Here is a 22,950-nt window from a genome sequence, read left to right as displayed (position 1 = left end):
ATATAATATGTCATCAAACAAGAAATACTGGAAAAGTGTTGAGGAGCTAAACGAAAATAGCTCTATTGTTGAGACGCTAAAACAAAACGAATTTGTTGAAGAAATTCCTACAGACGAATTTTTAGGAGATAAAGACACTTTAGAGTCTTCTTCAACTACACGTCGTGATTTCTTAAAATATGTTGGTTTTAGTACAGCAGCAGCATCTCTTGCTGCCTGTGAAGGACCAGTTATTAAATCGATTCCTTATGTAGTGCAACCAGAAGAAATTATTCCTGGAGTAGCAAACTACTATGCAACTACCATTGCAAATGGATTTGATTTTGCATCTGTTTTAGTTAAAACTCGCGAAGGTCGTCCTATTAAAATCGAAAACAATACCATGGCTCCTTCTAATGGAAGTGCTAATGCTAGAGTTAATGCTTCGGTTTTAGGATTGTATGATAGTTTAAGAGTTCAAGGTCCAATGCAAGGCGAAAATGCTATTTCATGGACAGAACTTGATAATGCAATGATGCAAAAACTAGAAGCTGTTAAAGGTTCTGGTAAAGACATCGTTTTATTAACACAAACTTTTGCAAGTCCGTCAACTTCAAAATTAATTTCAGAGTTTACATCAAAGTATGGTAATGTTCGTCATGTAGTTTATGATGCTGTTTCAGAATCAGCTGCATTAGATGCTTACCAAGCGAAGTATGGTGAACGTGCCTTAGCAAATTATGATTTCTCTAAAGCAATGACCATTGTTTCTGTTGGTGCTGACTTTTTAGGAGATTGGCAAGGTGGAGGTTTTGATTCTGGATATGCGAAGAACAAAATTCCAACACATGGAAAAATGTCTCGTCATATTCAAATAGAGTCTAATATGTCTTTATCTGGAGCAAATGCAGATAAACGTATTCCTTTAACACCAAGCTTACAAAAAGTAGCTTTAGCGAAACTTTATTCTTATGTGGTTGGTGGTTCTGTTTCAGGAACCTTACCAGAAGCAACGGATAAAGCAATTCGTCAAGCAGCTTCTCAGCTTAAAAAAGCGAGAAGAAACGGAGTTGTTGTAACTGGTTTACAAGATGTAGATGCGCAAACAGTAGTTTTAGAAATAAACGAAGCTTTAAACTCTAAAGCTTTCGATACTACTTCGCCAATAAAAACAAGACAAGGAAATGATAAAGCAGTAAATGCTTTAGTTGCTGATATGAAAGCAGGTAAAGTTGGTGCTTTAATTATGAGTGGAGTAAATCCATTATATACCTTACCAAATGCTTCAGATTTTGCTGAAGGATTAAATAATAAAGATTTAGTTTCTGTTTGTTTTTCAATGAAAGCAGACGAAACAGCTACAGCTTCAACGTATGTTGCAGCAGCACCTCACTATTTAGAATCTTGGGGAGATGTAGAAATGAAAAAAGGACAATTCGCTTTAATGCAACCAACAATTCGTCCTTTGTTTGATACTAGACAATTTCAAGACACTTTGTTAAAGTGGACAGGAAGTGAAGTATCTTTTCATGATTATATTAAACAAAATTGGAAGTCTAGAATCGTAAGTGGCGGTTCTTTTAACAAAGCATTACATGATGGTGTTTTTGTTACTGGATCAACTCTTGGAGGAGCAAATGGTGCTTCATCGAATACTTTACATACGACTTCTACAGAATTAAACGATAAAAAAGATAGAACTTGGGTTGGTGGTGTCATTCATGATGCTGCTGTTGGAGTTGGTTTAAAAGAAGAAGATAAAGATACGTTTACAAGTACTACCTCTTCTACTACCACATCAAGCGCTAGTTCTGTAGGAATATCTGCTAAGTCTGGTGGTGATGCAGCAAGAGCTCTAGCAGCTTCAGCTAAAACGTCTCCATTAGAATTAACTTTATATTCTAAAGTAGGAATGGGAGATGGTCAACAAGCCAACAATCCTTGGTTACAAGAGTTTCCTGATCCTATTACAAGAACAACTTGGGATAACTACTTAACCATGTCTGCTAAAGATGCCGAGAAATTTGGTGTTAAAAACTGGCATGTTGCTACAGGTGGTTTAAACTCTAGTTTAGTAGAATTAACCGTTAATGGTGTTGCCGAAGTTCTTCCAGTAATTATTCAACCAGGTCAAGCTGTTGGTTCTTTAGGAATGTCTTTTGGTTTTGGACGTAAAAACGGATTAAAAGAAGAAATGCAAACGGGTAAGAATGCATTCCCTTTTTACCAAGACTTTAATACGGTTCAAAGTGATGTGTCTTTAAAGATTGTACCAGGAGAGCATGAGTTTGCTTGTGTACAATTACACAATACATTAATGGGACGTGGAGATATTATAAAGGAAACAACTTTAGAAGTATTTAATACGAAAGATAAAAAACACTGGAATGCAGTTCCTGTTGTTTCTTATAACCATGATGAAATTCCAGTAACCTCAAAAGATGCAGATCTTTGGGATGAGTTTGATCGTTCTATCGGACATCACTTTAACTTATCTATTGATTTAAATGCTTGTACAGGTTGTGGAGCATGTGTTATTGCATGTCACGCAGAAAACAATGTGCCAGTTGTAGGTAAAGAAGAAATAAGACGTAGTCGTGATATGCACTGGTTGCGTATTGATAGATATTATTCTTCGGAAACTACTTTTGCAGGAGATAACGAAAAGAAAGATAATATATCTGGTCTAAGTAGTTCATTAAGTGAATTTGGAGAATTGGAGCATGCTTCAGATAATCCTCAGGTAGCTTTTCAACCAGTAATGTGTCAACATTGTAACCATGCACCTTGTGAAACTGTTTGTCCAGTTGCTGCAACATCTCATGGTCGTCAAGGTCAAAACCACATGGCGTATAACCGTTGTGTAGGTACAAGATATTGTGCAAACAACTGTCCGTATAAAGTACGTCGTTTTAACTGGTTCTTGTATAATGGTAACGATGAGTTTGATTATCACATGAATGATGATTTAGGACGTATGGTATTAAACCCAGATGTTGTTGTTCGTTCTCGTGGTGTGATGGAAAAATGTTCTATGTGTATTCAAAAAACACAAAAAACCATTTTAGACGCAAAACGTGATGGACGTGAAATTAAAGATGGTGAATTCCAAACGGCTTGTTCAGCTGCATGTAGTAGTGGAGCAATGGTATTTGGAGATATCAATGATAAAGAATCTAAAGTTGCAGAACTTTTAGAAGATAACCGTATGTATCACTTATTAGAAAGTGTTGGAACTAAGCCTAACGTGCAGTACCATACTAAAGTGAGAAATACAACCGAAGCATAAAAATTAATTAAGAATCAATTATAAAGCATTATGGCGTCTCATTACGAAGCACCTATTAGAAGACCTTTAGTTACAGGTGAAAAATCATACCACGATGTTACTGTGGATGTGGCAAGACCTATAGAAGGTACAGCAAATAAGCAATGGTGGATAGTATTTTCTATTGCATTAGTAGCTTTTCTTTGGGGAATTGGATGTATACTTTACACCGTATCTACAGGTATTGGAACTTGGGGTCTAAACAAGACCGTTGGTTGGGCTTGGGATATTACTAACTTTGTTTGGTGGGTAGGTATCGGTCACGCAGGAACACTTATTTCTGCAGTACTACTACTTTTCCGTCAAAAATGGAGAATGGCAATTAACCGTTCTGCAGAAGCAATGACAATTTTCTCAGTGGTTCAAGCAGGATTATTTCCAATTATACACATGGGAAGACCATGGTTAGGATATTGGGTATTACCAATACCAAATCAATTTGGATCTCTATGGGTAAACTTTAACTCCCCATTACTTTGGGATGTATTTGCAATTTCTACGTATTTATCTGTATCGTTAGTTTTCTGGTGGACAGGTTTATTACCAGATTTCGCAATGATTAGAGATAGAGCAACAAGACCTTTTCAAAAGAAGATCTATGCTTTACTAAGTTTTGGTTGGTCTGGACGTGCAAAAGATTGGCAACGTTTTGAAGAAGTATCTTTAGTACTTGCTGGTTTAGCAACTCCTTTAGTACTTTCTGTACACACGATTGTATCTTTTGATTTCGCAACATCTGTTATTCCAGGTTGGCATACTACTATTTTTCCTCCTTACTTTGTTGCAGGAGCAGTATTCTCAGGATTCGCAATGGTAAATACACTTCTTATTATTATGAGAAAAGTATGTAACCTTGAAGACTATATTACAGTACAACATATCGAGTTAATGAACATTGTAATTATGATTACAGGTTCTATTGTTGGTGTAGCATATATAACAGAGTTATTTATTGCTTGGTATTCTGGTGTTGAATATGAACAATTTGCATTCTTAAATAGAGCAACAGGACCTTACTGGTGGGCATATTGGTCAATGATGACATGTAATGTTATTTCTCCGCAGTTCATGTGGTTTAAAAAACTAAGAACAAGTATTATGTTCTCATTCTTTATATCTATTGTGGTAAACATTGGTATGTGGTTTGAACGTTTCGTAATTATTGTAACATCATTACATAGAGATTACTTACCATCATCATGGACAATGTTCTCTCCTACATTTGTAGATATAGGAATATTCATTGGTACTATAGGGTTCTTCTTTGTATTATTCTTATTATACTCAAGAACTTTCCCAGTAATTGCACAAGCAGAGGTTAAAACAATTTTAAAATCTTCTGGTGAACGTTATAAGAAAATTAGAGAAAGAGGAGATAGCCTAGTTGGAACAGGAGCAGATTCTAGAACATCTGAAAAACCAGTTACAGCTTCTAAACCTAAAGTAAAGAAAGTAGTAGATACTTCAGCTGAAGATAATTCAAGTAGAGTAACAAACCTTTTGGGTACTATAGGAACTTTTGATCCGAATACACAAACAGCAGATGATCTTAAAAAGATTAATGGTGTTGGACCAAAAATGGAAGAAGTATTAAATAGCATTGGTATTTATACGTTCTTACAAGTAAGTAAGATGACTAAAAATGAATATGACTTGTTAGATTCTATTACAGAATCATTCCCAGGAAGAGCAGAACGCGACGATTGGGCAGGACAAGCTAAACAACTAATAAACTAAAAGTAGCATATGGAAGCTTCAAAAGTAATTCACGCTATTTATACAGACGACGATGTGTTAATGAATGCCGTAAAGGCCGTTAAAGCCGAAAGGTATCACATTGAAGAAATATATACCCCTTTTCCAGTTCACGGACTAGACAAGGCAATGGGATTAGCTCCAACAAGAATAGCAATTGCATCCTTCATGTATGGATGTGTTGGTTTAGCAGTAGCAACCTTAATGATGAATTTCATTATGATTGAAGACTGGCCACAAAATATTGGTGGAAAACCAAGTTTTAGCTATATTGAAAACATGCCAGCATTCGTGCCAATTATGTTTGAGTTAACGGTATTCTTTGCAGCACACTTAATGGTAATTACATTTTATTTACGTAGTAGAATGTGGCCATTTAAAAAAGCAGAAAATCCAGATCCTAGAACAACAGATGATCATTTTTTAATGGAAATTGCTGTTCATGGGAATGAAAAGGAACTAACAACCTTGTTAAATACAACAGGAGCTGTAGAAGTAAATATTATTGATAAAGAAGATGAACATTAATATGAAGCATTTAATAAAAATATTTGTATTCGTACTTGTAGTAAGTTCAATAGTATCTTGTAAAAAAGATTCTAGACCTAACTATCAATTCATGCCTAACATGTATGAACCTGTACCTTATGAGGCGTATGGCGAATCTACTGCCTTTGCAAATGGAGTAGAAGCACAATTACCAGTAGAAGGAACTATACCTAGAGGATATACTCCTTTTGAAATAGCAAATACTACTGCGGGTTACGAAGAAGCAAAAGCAAATTTAGTAAGTCCGTTGGCAGCTGGTCAATATGACGAAGATAAAGCAAAAGACTTATACAACATTTATTGTGGGATTTGCCATGGTAATAAAGGTAACGGTCAAGGGAACTTAGTAAAACGTGAAAAAATACTAGGTATACCAAGTTATGACGATGCAGGAAGAGCTATCAATGCAGGAAGTATTTACCATACTATTTATTATGGTAAAAATGCAATGGGTTCTTACGCAAACCAACTTAACGAAGAAGAACGCTGGCAAGTAGTTGCTTATGTTTTAACGTTGAAAGCTGATTTAGAAAAATAAGATTAGATAAAGTTTATATATAGATATGTACACATTCTCAAATAAATTAAAGACATTTTCTTTCGCACTAATGATTTTAGGGTTATTAGGAGTTGGATATGGTTTTATGACATCTCATAAATCCTTTGAAGACGTTGAAGCCATATTAGCGGAAGAAGCACATCATGGAGGTGGTCATGGCGAAGAAGCTGCACATGCTGCAGTAACAGAAAACGCACATGATACACATGCAACAGAAAATGCACATGCAGAGAATTCGCATGGAACAGAAACAGTTGCACATGTAGACGAACATAAAAAACATGTAGAACATGTACAACATCAAATTGCAAATAGACCTTGGGCTGCATTATATGTAGCGGCATTCTTCTTTATGATGATTGCACTTGGAGTTTTAGCTTTTTATGCAGTACAATGGGCTTCCCAATCTGGTTGGTCTCCTGTTTTATTTAGAGTAATGGAAGGTATCACAGCATATTTACTTCCTGGTGCTTTAATTGTATTAGCAATTGCTGTCGCTTCCGGTACCATTGGTCATTACAATATTTTTGTTTGGATGGATCCAGAAGTAGTAGCGCATGATAAATTAATACAAGGAAAATCTGGATGGTTAAATACTTGGGGATTTGCAATTAGAGGTTTAATCTTTATTGGAGGTTGGGTTTTATATAGACAGTTTTCTCGTAAATTTTCTATCGCTCAGGATAATGCAACAGATGATAAAAACTTTAAAAAGACTTTCCGTATTTCAGCAGCATTTTTAGTGTTCTTTTTATACACAGAATCTATGATGTCTTGGGATTGGATTATGAGTGTAGATCCACACTGGTTCTCTACATTATTTGGTTGGTATGTATTAGCTGGAATGATGGTTTGCGGTATTACTGTAATCGCATTCATTTCTCTATACTTAAAATCTAAAGGGTACTTAGAATTAGTAAATGATAGTCATTTACATGATTTAGCTAAATTCATGTTTGGGTTTAGTATTTTCTGGGCATACTTATGGTTCTCACAATTCATGTTAATCTGGTACGCTAATATACCGGAAGAAGTAACATACTTTATAACTAGAATTGAAGACTATAGATTACCATTCTTTGGAATGTTAGTATTAAATTTAGTATTCCCATTCTTAGTATTAATGAATAGTGATTATAAACGTATTCCTTGGTTTGTAGTTATGGCAGGTATTGTTATCTTAATAGGACACTATGTAGATGTTTTCAATATGATTATGCCAGCAACTGTAGGTGATAGATGGTTTATAGGAATTCCTGAAATAAGCGCAGTATTATTATTCGCAGGATTATTCATATATGTAGTATTTAATGCTTTAACAAAAGCACCGTTATTAGCAAAACGTAATCCTTTTGTAAAAGAAAGTGAACATTTCCATTATTAATAAGATATAAATAAAGACGATAGACAACAATGACTGCTTTATTAACAATTTTAGTTTTAGTATTTATAGCAATTGCCATTTGGCAAATGGTTAAAATATTTGATTTAGCTCAAGTAGGTACATCAAATAGCCAGGTTGCAACAGATAAAGATAATACCTTAAACGGTTATTTAATGATAGGTTTCTTAGCCTTCATTTATTTAATAACTATTTGGAGTGTTGTAGAATTAGGTGATTTACCTTTAATGTCTAATTCGGCATCAGCACATGGTCCTGAAGTAGATAATTTGATGATGATCTCCATGGTACTTATTTTTATAGTGCAAACCATTACACAATTTCTTTTACACTACTTTGCATACAAGTACAAAGGTGAAAAAGGAAAGAAGGCATTATTTTTTGCAGATAATAACACATTAGAGTTTATCTGGACAATCATTCCTGTTATCGTTTTAGCTGGTTTAATAATCTACGGATTGTTCACTTGGTCAGATATAATGAATGTAAATGAAGATGATGATCCTTTAGTAGTTGAATTATATGCACAACAGTTTAACTGGAAAGCTAGATATGGTGGTGCAGATAATACCTTAGGAAAAGCAAATGTTCGTTTGATCGATATCGACAGAGCTAATATTTTAGGTCTAGACGAAGCAGATCCAAATGCTCAAGATGATGTAATAACATCTGAACTGCATTTACCAGTTGGTCGTACTGTATTGTTTAAAATGCGTTCTCAAGATGTATTACACTCTGCTTACATGCCTCACTTTAGAGCACAAATGAACTGTGTTCCTGGTATGATAACACAATTTGGATTTACACCAACAGTAACCACTGCAGATATGCGCCAAAATCCGGATATGATTGATAAGGTTGCAAATATTAATAACATTAGAGTAGAAAAAAGCAAGAAGTTAATTGCTAAAGGAGAAGAAGCTCTAGAAAGATATGATTTTGATTATTTGTTATTATGTAATAAGATTTGTGGAAAATCACATTACAACATGCAAATGAAAATTATTGTGGAAACTCAAGAAGAGTATGACGCTTGGATGAAAGAACAAAAAGCTTTCAAAAACTCACTAATTAACTAAATTTAATAAGACAAAAGAATATTAAATTATGTCAGCACACGCAGATACACACGATCACGAAGCACACGAAGAGCATCACCATAAAGAAACTTTTGTAACTAAATATATATTTAGCCAAGATCACAAAATGATTGCAAAACAGTATTTAGTTACTGGTACAATCATGGGAGTTATTGGAGTAATCATGTCTCTTATGTTTCGTATGCAAATTGCATGGCCAGAAGAGCCAAATGTAATTTTTGAAGCATTATTAGGTAAATGGGCTCCAGGAGGAGTTATGGATGCAGATATTTATCTTGCATTAGTAACTATTCATGGTACCATCATGGTATTCTTTGTATTAACAGCAGGATTAAGTGGTACATTTAGTAACTTATTAATTCCGTTGCAAATTGGTGCACGAGATATGGCTTCCGGGTTCTTAAACATGGTATCCTATTGGTTGTTTTTCATCTCTTGTGTGATTATGTTAGGTTCCATTTTTGTGGAAGCAGGACCAGCAGCAGCAGGATGGACAATCTATCCGCCATTAAGTGCATTACCAATGGCGCAAGGTGGTTCAGGTATGGGAATGACTTTATGGTTAGTATCTATGGCTATATTTATTGCTTCTTCTTTATTAGGATCTTTAAATTACATCGTTACAGTAATCAACCTACGTACAAAAGGAATGTCTATGACTAGACTACCTTTAACTATTTGGGCCTTTTTTATAACAGCAGTAATTGGTGTTGTATCTTTCCCGGTATTATTATCTGCGGCACTATTATTAATAATGGATAGAAGTTTTGGTACATCGTTCTTCTTATCCGATATATTTATTCAAGGTGAAGTATTGCACTATCAAGGTGGTTCACCAGTATTATTCGAACACTTATTCTGGTTCCTTGGGCATCCAGAGGTATATATTGTAATCTTACCAGCAATGGGGTTAGTTTCTGAAATTATGGCAACTAATTCACGTAAACCAATTTTTGGTTACCGTGCAATGATTGCTTCCATTTTAGCAATTGCATTCCTTTCAACAATCGTTTGGGGTCACCATATGTTTATCTCAGGAATGAATCCATTCTTAGGTTCTGTATTTACATTCACAACTTTATTAATTGCAATTCCTTCTGCTGTAAAAGCATTTAACTGGATAACTACTATTTGGAAGGGTAACATTCAGATGAATCCAGCCATGCTGTTTTCTATTGGATTCGTTTCTACATTCATTACTGGAGGTTTAACAGGAATTATTCTTGGAGATTCAGCATTAGATATTAACGTACACGATACATATTTTGTAATTGCGCATTTCCACTTAGTAATGGGTATATCTGCTCTTTACGGAATGTTCGCTGGAATTTACCATTGGTATCCAAAAATGTTTGGTAGAATGCTAAATAAAAACCTTGGTTATATCCACTTCTGGATCACTGCAATATGTGCTTATGGAGTATTTTTTCCAATGCACTTTATTGGAATGGCTGGTTTACCGAGACGTTATTATACAAACTCAAACTTTCCATTATTTGACGATTTAGCAAATACAAATGTAATTATTACGATTTTTGCATTAATTGGTGGAGCAGTACAATTGATTTACTTATATAACTTCTTTAGCAGTATGTTCTTTGGTAAGAAAGCAGAGAAAAACCCTTGGAGAGCAACTACTCTTGAATGGACTACAGAGGTAAAACATGTTCATGGTAACTGGATAGGAGATATTCCTCATGTATACAGATGGTCTTATGACTATTCTAAACCAGGACATGATGTAGATTTTATTCCTCAAAACGTTCCTTTAAAAGAAGGTGAAGAAGAACTTCAACATTAAGATATACCTGTATAATCAGGAACATCATAACAATTAATAAAAGACCTTTGGATATATATAATATTCCAAAGGTCTTTTTCATTATATTTGTTTAGACTTCTTTGTCATTCTGAACTGGTTTCAGAATCTTTAATATATAACCAATACTAGATTACCACTTTCGTGGAAAGTAAGCATGAACGAAAACCTAGATCCAACAGACGATAATTTTTCACCAGGAGAATTAGATGTCGAAAAAAAGTTAAGACCATTATCCTTTGACGATTTTACGGGGCAAGAACAAGTATTAGAGAATCTTCAGATTTTTGTTCAAGCTGCAAACGGTCGTGGTGAAGCATTAGATCATACACTTTTTCATGGACCTCCAGGATTAGGGAAAACAACCTTAGCTAATATTCTAGCCAACGAGTTGGAAGTTGGAATTAAAGTTACTTCCGGACCTGTTTTAGATAAACCAGGAGACTTAGCAGGACTACTTACCAATCTAGAAGAACGCGATGTTTTATTTATAGATGAAATACATCGCTTAAGTCCAATTGTAGAAGAATACCTGTATTCTGCAATGGAAGATTTTAAGATTGACATCATGATTGAGTCTGGACCAAACGCAAGAACGGTACAGTTAAATCTAAATCCGTTTACCTTAATTGGTGCAACCACACGTTCTGGATTACTAACAGCTCCAATGCGAGCGCGTTTTGGTATACAAAGTAGACTACAATATTATAACACAGAATTATTAACGTCCATAGTACAGCGTAGTGCCGAAATACTAGAAGTGCCAATTTCTATGGAATCTGCAATAGAAATTGCAGGCCGAAGTAGAGGAACACCTAGAATAGCCAATGCATTACTGCGTCGCGTTCGTGATTTCGCCCAAATAAAAGGAAACGGTAGCATAGATATTAAAATTGCTCGTTATGCATTAGAAGCATTGCATGTAGATGCACATGGTTTGGATGAAATGGATAATAAAATACTTACTACTTTAATCGATAAGTTTAAAGGAGGACCAGTTGGTATCACCACATTAGCTACAGCAGTAAGTGAAAACTCCGAAACTATTGAAGAAGTATATGAGCCTTTCCTTATTCAGCAAGGATTTATTATGCGAACTCCTCGCGGACGAGAAGTAACAGAACTTGCTTATAAACATTTAGGAAGAGTTAAAGGTCCTACGCAAGGCGGTTTATTTTAGGGCATTCTCAACCTTCGCTAAAAAAAGCTTCAGTTGGTCACGCTTTTGCAAGTCGCTATCAGAGATGAGCTCCAACAATTGCTCAATCGTTAATGCAAAGAGGAACACAAAACAAAATAGAAACTATTTATAAAGTATAAATGAATAAGAAAATACCAGAAGTTTCTCTTTTTAGTTTTGTTAAGCATTCCTTAGAAATTCTTAAAAATCCGTTGCCTTTTCATCATAAATATTTCGTAAAGTTAGGAGACACTTTTGGTTTGAAAATAGGTTTTAAGTCTAAAGTTGTTTTTAGCAGAGATGCTGCATTAGCAGAATATGCGCTTCAGAAAAATCAAAAGAATTTTATTAAATCTAAAATTCAAACCGAAGATTTAGTAAAATATGTGGGTAGAGGTTTACTGACTTCCGAAGGAGAACATTGGCGAAAACAACGCAAACTCATTCAGCCAGCTTTTCATAAAAATCAATTAAATAATTTATTAGATAGCATTCGAGAAGCTATTCTTTCCGAATACACAAAAGTCACAGTAAACCAAACCATAGATGTTTTTCCAATATTTAATGATTTAGCATTTCAAACGGTGGTTAAATCGTTATTCAGTAGTGCTGTAAATCAGAAAGAGATTAACAGGTTACAGCATATTACAGAATCTGGACAAAAAATGTTGATTAAGGAATTACGTCAGCCTTATTTGGGATGGTGGTTTAAATTAAGTGGCCAAATAAAAAAAGAGTTAGCCTTAACTACAGAAGCTCGTAATATATTAAGACGTATTGTTAATGATCGAAAGTCTTCCGCCGAAAGGCAGAACGATTTATTAGACATGCTTTTAGATGCTAGATATGAAGATGGTGAAGCCATGGAAGAAGAGCAACTAATAGATGAAATTCTTATTCTATTTACAGCGGGACATGAAACTACATCAAATGCGTTAACCTTTATCCTTCAATTATTAGCGAAACATCCCGAATGGCAAGATAAAATTCATGAGGAGTTAGTACGAGTAGCTGCTGAAACGGATGATTTAATGACGCAAATCACATCTTCAAAGATTGCGCAACAAGTAATAGAAGAAGGGATGCGATTGTATCCACCAGCTTATTTTATAGATCGTGTAAACGTGAAGCCAGATAGTTTTAATAATCTGAATTTAGAAGCAGGTTCTAATTTGTTGTTTTCGGTTTACGAAATACATCGTCATCCAGATTTATGGGAACAACCAGATGCGTTCATGCCAGAACGTTTTGCAGAAGGAAGCAGAAAATTCTCCTCACAATATTTTCCATTTGGAGCAGGACCAAGAAAATGTATAGGAAATAACTTTGCGATGTTCGAAATGATTTTGGCTGTTAAAGAACTAGTAAAAAGTTTTAAAATTGAAGCCCAATTTGAAACTATAGCCATTACACCGTTAATAACATTAAAACCAAAAAATGCGTTTCTAAAGTTTGAGAAAAGAGCGTAATGATAGATAATAAAGCGAAATACACAAAAACGATAAAAGACGAAGCCAAACGCCTCGGTTTTTTGTCTTGTGGTATTAGCCAAGCAGTATTTTTAGAAACAGAAGCACCAAGATTGGAAAACTGGTTGAGCAAAAATATGCATGGAGAAATGCGTTATATGGAAAACCATTTTGATAAACGTCTCGATCCTACAAAACTGGTGGACGATTCTAAATCGGTGATTTCACTTTTATTAAACTATTATCCTTCCGAAATACAAAATTCAGAAAGCTATAAGTTATCCAAATATGCTTATGGAACCGATTATCACTTCATTATTAAAGATAAATTAAAACAGCTCTTAGAATATATTCAACAAGAAATTGGGGAAGTTTCCGGACGTGCTTTTGTGGATTCTGCTCCAGTTTTAGACAAAGCGTGGGCAGCAAAATCTGGTTTAGGTTGGATAGGCAAACACAGCAATCTACTCACACAACAAACAGGATCCTTTTATTTTATAGCAGAACTTATTGTGGATCTAGACTTAGAATATGATAGCATTACCACAGACCATTGCGGAACTTGCACTGCTTGTATAGATGCTTGCCCAACGCAAGCCATTACAGAACCGTATGTAGTAGATGGCAGTAAATGTATTTCTTATTTTACTATCGAGTTAAAAGAGCAACTACCAAATAGCATGAAAGGTGCTTTTGACGATTGGATGTTTGGCTGTGATGTGTGCCAAGATGTTTGCCCTTGGAATAAATTCTCAAAACCGCATAAGGAGCCACTTTTTAATCCGCATCCAGAATTGTTAGCAATGACAAAAAAAGACTGGGAAGAAATTACACAAGAAACTTTTAGTAAAGTGTTTCAAAAATCTGCAGTAAAGCGTACCAAGTTCTCTGGGTTAATGCGAAATATTCTATTCCTTAAAGAATAAAATTCATCTTATCATCTAACTAATTAATGTTTTATGGTAAAACATTTGACTAAATATAGAAAGTTTTCTATATTTAATTGTTGTTATTTAAAAAGTTGGTATGAAACGCAACGGAGTTCTTATTTAATTTGAAAATTAAAAAACAAATACTTATCCATATTCCATTACTAATAGAGCATTAATAACAGGTAAATCATACCAATTAGGATAGTAGTGGGATTTTATTTTGGTGATTACTCTAAAATAGCCCTAGATATTTTACTTGACCTAATCTTACCTTAATATTAACAAACACATAAATATTAAGGTGTTTATGTGGTTTAATTATTTTTTATATGAAAAATACTATTATTCTATTATTACTTTGTACTCTATTTATTAACTGTAAAAGTGTATTGTACAACTCCCATTTAAACAGAATTGGTATCTATAATGATATAATTAATTTACAGAGAATTACAAAAAAAGATCAACAGATTGTTTTCTTTCCTATCGCTCACTTAGATATAAAATTGTTTTATAAAGATGTGAAGAATAAAATAGACTCTTTAAAAAACGAGGGGTATTATTTCTATTATGAAAAGTTAAATTTGGATGTAAAACGAGACTTGCAAGTTGTCCAGAAACAAGTTGGTGGAATGACTGTTGGTTTGGGAGTCCATGCACTTGTATAGAATTTCATGATTGTGAGATTGAAGTAGAATATGAATTTTAAATAATACCAAATGAAAAATATAATTAAGGTAGTATTATTTGTTTTAATAATAAACTTTTCTTTAAATCACTTACTTGTAAGTTTAGTAGATAAAACAAATTATGAGCTTTTTTACTCTCTTAAGATTTGTCAAAAAATAGTAATGATACTTATATCGTTTTATTTAATAAGTAAAATTAAACTTAATTTAAGAAGCTATAAAGAGAATATAATTACCATTGTTATTACTTTAGTTATATTTTATTTTAGTTACAATTACGTTTCTACTAAGATTATAGAGACTAATCTGGATGTTTCTTGGTTTAATAATTTGTTGTTTTTTATATCTTGTTTATGTGTTGCAATTTTTGAAGAATTATTTTTTAGAGTTTATGTTTTTGAAAGAATTTATAAGTCCAAAAAAAAAATAATATTATCCATTGTTTTAACTAGCGTGATTTTTGGATGTGCTCATTTCTCAAACATGCTAAAAGCGGATGTAGAGCAATTATCTATAATAATACAAGTAATATCAGCAGTGGGTATCGGGTTAATTTTTCAAACGATATTAATTAGAGTAAAATCCATATTATTTGTAATAACATTACATGCTATAATAAATTATTTAGGGATGTATAAATCAAAACTTATTGAAAATCAAAATATTAGTAAAAATATCGATAGCTATACGATTAGTGAATTTATATCCAGCCTTATGTTTACTTTAATATTCATTGGTATAAGCTTATCCATATCCTACATCCTAATAAAAAAAGTTAAATATAAATCTAAAATTATAGGTTTATAATTTTAATAAGAAAAGTAAATATTACAAATTATAAAAAATTTTGATTTTTCATTAGAACAAATGATTACTTATTATTATTATTAAGTGTTTTTTTAACAATTCTTGCTGAAGAATAGGTTTATGAAAACTATAAGTAAAGTTTTTAAAAACGAATTAATTCTCAATTTTCGAAATGATTAGGTTGTAAATGAAGTAGTTATGAATAGACATAAAACAGCTCACATATTCCAAAGACATCAAATTAGTTGTTATAGTTCGATTATGAGTATATATTAATCTTATCAAATACTTTTTTTAAGTGTTTAAACAAACTTCAGAAAAGAGAAATAAGCTCTCTGGTTAGCACCAAATATCCATTTTATAAGAATTTAATTTCTTGTTATCGTCTAATAATTAATGTTTTAGAACAAAAACATTTTGTTTTGTATAGAAAATTTTCTATATTTAGTTATTATTAATCTTAAAAGTGGAATACGAAACAGAAAGGAAATAACTGAAAAAGAGAAAGCCTCTACTAGGTAAAGGCTCTCATAGGTTCGCTAAAACCAAAATAAACAGTGTTTATCTTTTATAAAGATACAAAAAAATTAAATAAGATAAAAGCGAGTTTGTTTTGAAGAGTGTAAAGCTTACACACTTTAAAAAGCCGTGTATACCGAAAAACGCATAGAGTAGGTAATCTTATTTAAATCTTATTAAAATGAAAAACTTAAAAAATGTAATGTCAGTTATTACTTTGACTTTGGTGATGTTGGTTTCATTTAATGTGCATGCGCAGAAAAATGAATATTCTAAGGAACAAGTTGAAGATGTTAAAACTAAACTTCGACAAGGAATGAATTCATTTGTAGAAAGTGTTAAGCCCTTTTATAAGAAGGGAATGTCTTTCGAGGAATACAAATTAGTTTTAATTGGAAAAAATAATAAAAATATTACGGTAGAAGGGAATGCATTGTTAAAAAAAGCATATATCTATATTAGTAATTCAACCTCTTCTGGAAAAATCATAGATGAGGATTCTACAATAGAATTTGTAAAGGCCCTAAGTTATATTAACAAATCTAATTCTGAAAAAAAATCTTCTGATAGTGAGTTTTTATTGTTCGGAAGCACTATGGGAAACACTTTTCCGTTAGCCAACAATACCAGCAACAAAAAAGATTACCCTTGTAGATGGTATCAAATACGATGTCATTTAGTTCAACTTTTTGGTGATAGCACTGCAGATGATATATTGGTGGCGGCAAGTTGTGCTTTTATTCTTTTAATAGGAGGAAGCTGTTAAATAATTTAAAAGCTGCTAGTGTTAAAATTGCTAGCAGCTTAATTAAAAATGAAGCTTCTAAAGTTTACACTTTTTATTAATAGTTTAATAAACGAAATCAAAATTATTACATTATGAATAGATTTTATAATTACATATCATTCCTTTTACTATTATGTGTATTGTCTTGTGCGAGTTGGAAAGCAAATTTAGCGCTTACAAAACTTGGGATTTATGATGACGATCTAAACATAGTTAGTTTTTTTAACAATAAACAAACTGTTGTTTTTGTTCCCATGAAGCATGCTGGAACGAAATCATTTTACAATAATGTTAAATTGGCCATTGATTCGTTGACTAAAGAAAACTACTTGTTTTATACCGAGTTTATTGATAATGATACAACTTATAAAGATTATAATATTTATTCTAAAAAACTTTTGAAATTAATGAAATTTGAAAAGCTTATTGGTAATGATTCTTTAGAAGGACCTGAAGATTTTTTCAAAGCAATATATGGTGGAAAAGTGAAGTTAAAAAAAGAATTAATTGCTCAACCAGCATATTCTGATTTAGGAATGTTAATTAGTAAAAATAAACATGTTGACATTACATCAAAAGAAATAGTGATGGAGTATCAAAGAAGAACGAATACCGAAGTGTTATTAATAGATGATTTTAATGTCGATAAAGAAGTATACAAAGATATAATTATAGAATATAGAAATAGGCACGTAATAAATGAATTAAAAAAGGATTCACACCAAAAAATTGCAATTGTATATGGTAGTGCACATTTTGTAGGCATTGAAAATAGACTATTAAATCTTAGTTATAATGAAACAGTTCATTCTAGAAAAAGCCAATAACCATTAGTTCTACTTAAAATAAAATATATTTATTACGATGAAAAAACTCATACACATAGCAATGCTATGCATACCTCTTATTGCCTTTTCGCAACAGAAAAATGTAATAGAAAAGAATACTGTTAGTAGCGAATTAATCTTTGGTAAATACACAGACTGTTTAAGACCTGGAGGTATTTGTACTTTTAATACAAGTACTACTAAAGCACAAGCAAACACACAAGTAACCTATAATAAAGAGAATACCATAACCTTAATTATAGATAGATCTAAAATTACAAAAGAGGAAGAATATAAAATAGTCGGGCAATACCTTACTACAACCTCTAAAGTAAAAGAATTAACCTTTATTATGGAAGAGGATTTAACGCTAGAAGCAGAAACCAAATCAGGTTTGAAAACAGCAAACCATCTAACCAAAATAGCAAAGGGGAATTATCCAGTAGCAATTACAAAAGATACGTTTACTATAACTTTAATCTTAGAATAGTATGGTACAATTCATAAAACATTTAATAGCAATAGTACTCTTGTTATTTATATCCTATTCTGGTTTTGCACATGTAAAACCAGGAAATGATATCGCTATTGTTTTAAACGAGTTAGAACAAGAAACAAAGGCTGTAACTTCACGTTATGATTTTAAAAACATTACTTTACAGCAAAGACTTATCGTTTTAAATGCAAAACTCATAACAACAAATAATATAAACAAGCAAGTCGCTCTTCTTATAAAAAAAGACAACTTAAAGGAACAATTAAATGTAAACGCTTTATCCGAAGCTAGTGATATTAGTAAAATACGCTATTTAAAGGGCTTGCAGATTATTAAAATACTATATGAAAAAACCTTGAGTTTAGATCATCATTTCTCTAGTGTAGCCACTTTTAATGAAATTAATAATTTGAGCAATCCCAACCACTATCCAGAGTTTGCCAAAATGAAGGATGTCATTAGTAGTAAGCAAGATAAAAAAGCAGGGTTTAATTTATCTAGTATTTTGGGAGATAATATTTATACTTCTGTGGTGCATTCCATAGTATCCTTATTTACTAACACCAGCTCTAGTCAAACCGAAAAAGAGGCCGACTTAAAAGGCGTGGAATGTATTTTAGATTTTACGTTACGCATGCATAATGATTTAAATACAATCTATTTTGAAACTGCTTTTTTACAAAAGAGTAACGATAATATTATTATAGAGTTGGAACAGTTATTTGTCGATTTTACAAAACCAATTCAATATAAAACACCTTTAAAGGAATGCAGAAACACAGACGATTGGGATGCTGTTAGAGAAAATCTTAATGGTTTTCTGGAAGAATTAAACAAAGTCATAAGTGATGATACACAACGTTACAAAGCACATAAAATGCAAATAAATTTGGAGTTTCCTATTGATAGATTATTACAATTTATTACCCAATACAATTCGCATATCAATCAAGGCGCAAAGTTTTATGAAAAATTCGGCATTATGCTAAATAGTTATGAAAATGAAAAACAATGTGCTTCAAAAATACCAGCAGAATACAAAACCCTAAAAGAAAACATAAAAGTTAGTATTGATAAATTTAATACCGCTTACAAGCCCGTTGAAATTAATGGAAGTAAAATGAAGCAAGTGCTTTACGGAATTAATGAATACGATTAATTTCTTTATTTTACATAGGAAAAGCTATTGGGGCAAATATTAGGTATTTAACGATAGAAGCATTAGTTTATAGATACGATTAACATATGACTTCAAAATAAATTTAGTTAATTTTGAAATGTCTGAAGAATTATCTCGACTACTATCGATTAATTAATAAAAAGAATATAAAAAATGAAAATACCTTATAACCTTTTAGGTTTGTTTTTAGTCTTAAATCTTGTAGCATGTAAAGAAACTACAAAAAAAGAAACAGCTACTAGTACGGAAGTGAAAACAACGGAAGCTGAATATAATATTCCAGAATATTGGATACAAGACAGAGTTGCAAAAGCGAATAAAAGACTAAATACTACAGAAGCAGGTAAGGTGCTGTGGAATGCTATGGAAGCACATGGAGGATTAGATAAATGGTATGGTAATGGTTATTTTTCTATGCGTTTTAATTATGAACCAGTAGATGGTAAAGGGATTAGAGACTCTTATCAAACCATAGATACTTGGAGCAATAAAGCAAGACATAATAGTATTACAGAACCAACCTCTATTTTTGGTTGGGATGGTCAAGAAGCTTGGATAAAAGCAAAAGACAGTACATCGTTTGCTTATGATACTAAATTTTGGGCTTTAACACCATTGTATTTTTCAGGGCATCCATTTGTTTTGGATGGAGAAGGTGTGAATCTAGAATTATTACCAGAACAAGAATTTCAAGGAACGATGCAAAAAGTAATAAAAGCTACTTATGATGCTGGTATAGGTTCTGCTCCAGATGATTATTATATTCTGTATGTAAATACAAAAACGAATTTGGTAGATGCCTTTAAATATATTGTTTCCTATCCAAAGTACTTTCCAAATGGAGGGCACGCACCAGAAAAAATTACGGTTACGCAAGGAACAACTACTGTAGACGGAATTGTTTTTGCAACCGGATTTAAAACCTATTGGTCTACTAATGATAAAGATGGACTGGGGGAATATATCACTAAAATAAGTGTTAGTGATCTTAGTTTCTCTCCAACAGTAGAAGAGAATTTCTTTTCTAAACCAGAAGGAGCAAAAGTGTTAATGGATTAGTTTTAATAACGAATAGTATAATAAAAGTCTTAGTAATCCTCTTGTGATTACTAAGGCTTTTTGTTTTTAAGAGGTTTTGTTTACTTCAGAAAATAGAATTATTCACAGCAATTATTAAGCTATTTCAATTTGCTTTTTTCTATGCTCTGTTCTTCTAATAGTTTATATTTGCTAGTTCCATAAATTAATAATAATTATGAGTAAACAAAGCAAACGAAGAGAAGCTTTAGTATATCACGCAAAGCCAACTCCAGGAAAGATAGAAGTAGTACCTACAAAAAAATATGCAACACAAAGAGACTTGTCTTTAGCATATTCGCCAGGTGTAGCAGAGCCTTGCTTAGAAATAGAAAAAGATAAAGAAAACGCTTATAAGTACACCGCAAAAGGAAATCTCGTAGCAGTTATATCTAACGGAACAGCAGTTTTAGGTTTAGGTAATATTGGTCCGTTAGCATCCAAACCAGTAATGGAAGGAAAAGGACTTCTGTTTAAAATATTTGCAGGAATAGATGTTTTTGATATTGAAGTAGATACCGAAAACGTAGAAGAATTTATTGCTACAGTTAAAAATATAGCACCAACTTTTGGAGGAATTAACCTAGAAGATATAAAAGCTCCAGAAGCTTTCGAAATTGAAAAACGATTAAAAGAGGAGTTGGATATTCCTGTAATGCATGATGATCAACATGGTACAGCAATTATTTCTGCAGCAGCATTATTAAATGCTTTAGAACTTTCCGAAAAGAAAATTGAAGAAGCTACAATAGTAGTTAGTGGCGCAGGACCAGCAGCAATCTCGTGTACTAGGCTATACCAAGCCTTTGGTGCAAAACGTGAAAATATTGTCATGCTAGATAGTAAAGGTGTGATTCGTGAGGATAGAGGAAATCTTTCCGCTGAAAAAGCAGAATTTGCAACCCATAGAAAAATAGATACACTAGACCAAGCCATGCAAGATGCAGATGTGTTTATTGGTTTGTCTAGAGCAGATGTGCTAACACCAAACATGTTAAAAGTCATGGCCAAAAACCCAATAGTTTTTGCAATGGCTAATCCAGATCCAGAAATAAGCTATCAACTAGCCATAGATACTAGAGATGATATTATTATGGCAACTGGTAGAAGTGACCATCCTAATCAAGTAAATAATGTATTAGGATTCCCATTTATTTTTAGAGGTGCTTTAGATGTTCGTGCTACTGCAATTAACGAAGCTATGAAAATGGCAGCAGTTAAAGCGTTGGCAGAATTAGCAAAAGAAGCAGTTCCAGAGCAAGTAAACATTGCGTATGGCGAAACTAGATTAACATTCAGTAAAGAGTATATCATTCCAAAACCTTTTGATCCTCGTTTAATAACAACGGTTCCACCAGCTGTAGCAAAAGCAGCTATGGAAAGTGGTATAGCAAAAGAACCAATAGAAGATTGGCAAAAATATGAAGACGAATTATTAGAACGCCTTGGTAGTGATAATAAAATAGTTAGGCTTTTATTAAATAGAGCCAAAACAAACCCAAAGCGTGTAGTATTTGCTGAAGCAGATCAATTAGATGTTTTAAAAGCGGCACAAATTGTATATGAAGAAGGGATTGCACATCCAATTCTTTTAGGAAGAAGAGATGAAATTGAAAGACTAAAAGAAGAAATAGAGTTTGATGCAGATGTGCTAATTATCGATCCTAAATCGGATGAAGAATTAGAACGTAAAAACAGATATGCAGATGCCTATTGGCAACAACGTAAACGTAGAGGAATCACATTGTATTCTGCGCAAAAAATAATGCGTGAGCGTAATTATTTTGCAGCGATGATGGTGAATGAAGGCGATGCAGATGCACTTATTTCTGGTTATTCTAGAAGTTATCCTTCGGTAGTAAAACCAATGTTAGAACTTATTGGAATGGCACACGGAACAACGCGTGTTGCTACTACCAATTTAATGATGACTAAACGCGGACCTTTGTTTTTAAGTGATACCGCAATTAATATTGATCCAACTGCTAAAGATTTAGCTATTATAACGCAAATGACCGCTAGAACTGTAAAAATGTTTGGTATGGATCCTGTGATGGCATTGACTAGTTATTCTAACTTTGGCTCTTCCACAAATGAGAAAGCTTCCAAAGTAAGGGATGCAGTTGCTATACTTCATAAAGCATATCCAGATATGGCTGTAGATGGTGAATTGCAAACCGATTTTGCCTTAAATAGCGAAAAGATAAAAGAAGTATTCCCGTTTTCTAAATTAGCTGGAAAAAAAGTAAATACGTTGATTTTTCCTAATCTAGATGCCGCAAATATTACTTACAAATTATTAAAAGTACTTAATAAAGCAGATTCTATCGGGCCAATTATGATGGGAATGCGCAAGCCTGTTCATATTCTTCAACTTGGAGCAAGTGTAGACGAAATTGTAAACATGACCGCAATTGCTGTTATTGATGCGCAAGAAAAAGAAAAATGGGAATTAAAACAGAAGAAAAAGTTAAGTAACATGTAAGTATTTTACCG

17 protein-coding genes are annotated in these 22,950 nt (G+C 32.9%); all 17 read left to right on the top strand.

What is annotated here, in order from left to right:
• The first annotated feature begins 7 nt into the window (after positions 1-7).
• The 17 genes from AMD28_RS08855 (at position 8) to AMD28_RS08770 (ending at position 22,939) form a co-directional block, all read left to right on the top strand.
• Positions 8-3,268, top strand: coding sequence for a TAT-variant-translocated molybdopterin oxidoreductase (locus tag AMD28_RS08855; protein WP_055443779.1), 3,261 nt, complete (start codon positions 8-10; stop codon positions 3,266-3,268).
• Between the two features lie 30 nt (positions 3,269-3,298).
• The gene (nrfD, locus tag AMD28_RS08850; protein ID WP_083478271.1) at positions 3,299-5,044 is read left to right on the top strand and encodes an NrfD/PsrC family molybdoenzyme membrane anchor subunit; all 1,746 of its coding nucleotides are present in this window, start codon (positions 3,299-3,301) and stop codon (positions 5,042-5,044) included.
• A 9-nt stretch (positions 5,045-5,053) separates the two neighbouring features.
• Positions 5,054-5,590 (top strand): DUF3341 domain-containing protein, encoded by a 537-nt coding sequence (locus AMD28_RS08845; protein WP_055443778.1) that lies wholly within the window; start codon positions 5,054-5,056, stop codon positions 5,588-5,590.
• A 1-nt stretch (position 5,591) separates the two neighbouring features.
• Positions 5,592-6,149: a c-type cytochrome gene (locus AMD28_RS08840; protein ID WP_055444346.1), complete on the top strand. Its 558-nt coding sequence runs from the start codon at positions 5,592-5,594 to the stop codon at positions 6,147-6,149.
• 25 nt (positions 6,150-6,174) lie between these two features.
• Positions 6,175-7,554 carry a hypothetical protein gene (locus AMD28_RS08835; RefSeq protein WP_055443777.1) on the top strand — a complete coding sequence of 460 codons (1,380 nt, stop codon included), beginning with the start codon at positions 6,175-6,177 and terminating at the stop codon, positions 7,552-7,554.
• 29 nt (positions 7,555-7,583) lie between these two features.
• The gene (locus AMD28_RS08830) at positions 7,584-8,651 is read left to right on the top strand and encodes a cytochrome c oxidase subunit II (RefSeq protein ID WP_055443776.1); all 1,068 of its coding nucleotides are present in this window, start codon (positions 7,584-7,586) and stop codon (positions 8,649-8,651) included.
• 28 nt (positions 8,652-8,679) lie between these two features.
• The gene (locus tag AMD28_RS08825; protein ID WP_055443775.1) at positions 8,680-10,473 is read left to right on the top strand and encodes a cytochrome c oxidase subunit I; all 1,794 of its coding nucleotides are present in this window, start codon (positions 8,680-8,682) and stop codon (positions 10,471-10,473) included.
• Positions 10,474-10,648: 175 nt separating this feature from the next.
• Positions 10,649-11,671 carry a Holliday junction branch migration DNA helicase RuvB gene (gene ruvB / locus AMD28_RS08820; RefSeq protein ID WP_055443774.1) on the top strand — a complete coding sequence of 341 codons (1,023 nt, stop codon included), beginning with the start codon at positions 10,649-10,651 and terminating at the stop codon, positions 11,669-11,671.
• 140 nt (positions 11,672-11,811) lie between these two features.
• A complete protein-coding gene (locus tag AMD28_RS08815; protein WP_055443773.1) occupies positions 11,812-13,140 on the top strand; it encodes a cytochrome P450 in 1,329 nt (442 codons plus the stop codon).
• Positions 13,140-14,066, top strand: a complete 927-nt coding sequence (gene queG / locus AMD28_RS08810) for a tRNA epoxyqueuosine(34) reductase QueG (RefSeq protein ID WP_055443772.1) — start codon at positions 13,140-13,142, stop codon at positions 14,064-14,066. The genes AMD28_RS08815 and queG overlap by 1 nt, the downstream gene beginning before the upstream one ends.
• A gap of 725 nt (positions 14,067-14,791) precedes the next feature.
• On the top strand, positions 14,792-15,568 hold the full coding sequence (locus AMD28_RS08800; protein ID WP_055443770.1) for a CPBP family intramembrane glutamic endopeptidase: 777 nt from the start codon (positions 14,792-14,794) through the stop codon (positions 15,566-15,568).
• 700 nt (positions 15,569-16,268) lie between these two features.
• A complete protein-coding gene (locus AMD28_RS08795) occupies positions 16,269-16,853 on the top strand; it encodes a hypothetical protein (protein ID WP_055443769.1) in 585 nt (194 codons plus the stop codon).
• A 113-nt stretch (positions 16,854-16,966) separates the two neighbouring features.
• A complete protein-coding gene (locus tag AMD28_RS08790; protein WP_152975577.1) occupies positions 16,967-17,701 on the top strand; it encodes a hypothetical protein in 735 nt (244 codons plus the stop codon).
• A 37-nt stretch (positions 17,702-17,738) separates the two neighbouring features.
• Positions 17,739-18,191 (top strand): hypothetical protein, encoded by a 453-nt coding sequence (locus tag AMD28_RS08785; protein WP_152975576.1) that lies wholly within the window; start codon positions 17,739-17,741, stop codon positions 18,189-18,191.
• A gap of 1 nt (position 18,192) precedes the next feature.
• Positions 18,193-19,356, top strand: coding sequence for a hypothetical protein (locus AMD28_RS08780; protein ID WP_055443766.1), 1,164 nt, complete (start codon positions 18,193-18,195; stop codon positions 19,354-19,356).
• A gap of 174 nt (positions 19,357-19,530) precedes the next feature.
• On the top strand, positions 19,531-20,436 hold the full coding sequence (locus AMD28_RS08775; RefSeq protein WP_055443765.1) for a hypothetical protein: 906 nt from the start codon (positions 19,531-19,533) through the stop codon (positions 20,434-20,436).
• 196 nt (positions 20,437-20,632) lie between these two features.
• On the top strand, positions 20,633-22,939 hold the full coding sequence (locus AMD28_RS08770; RefSeq protein WP_055443764.1) for an NADP-dependent malic enzyme: 2,307 nt from the start codon (positions 20,633-20,635) through the stop codon (positions 22,937-22,939).
• The last annotated feature ends 11 nt before the right edge of the window (positions 22,940-22,950 follow it).

This window comes from Lacinutrix himadriensis, assembly GCF_001418105.1.
Taxonomy (GTDB): domain Bacteria; phylum Bacteroidota; class Bacteroidia; order Flavobacteriales; family Flavobacteriaceae; genus Oceanihabitans; species Oceanihabitans himadriense.
The sequence above is the reverse complement of the archived record's forward strand: the minus strand, read 5'-3'. Positions and strand labels throughout refer to the sequence as shown.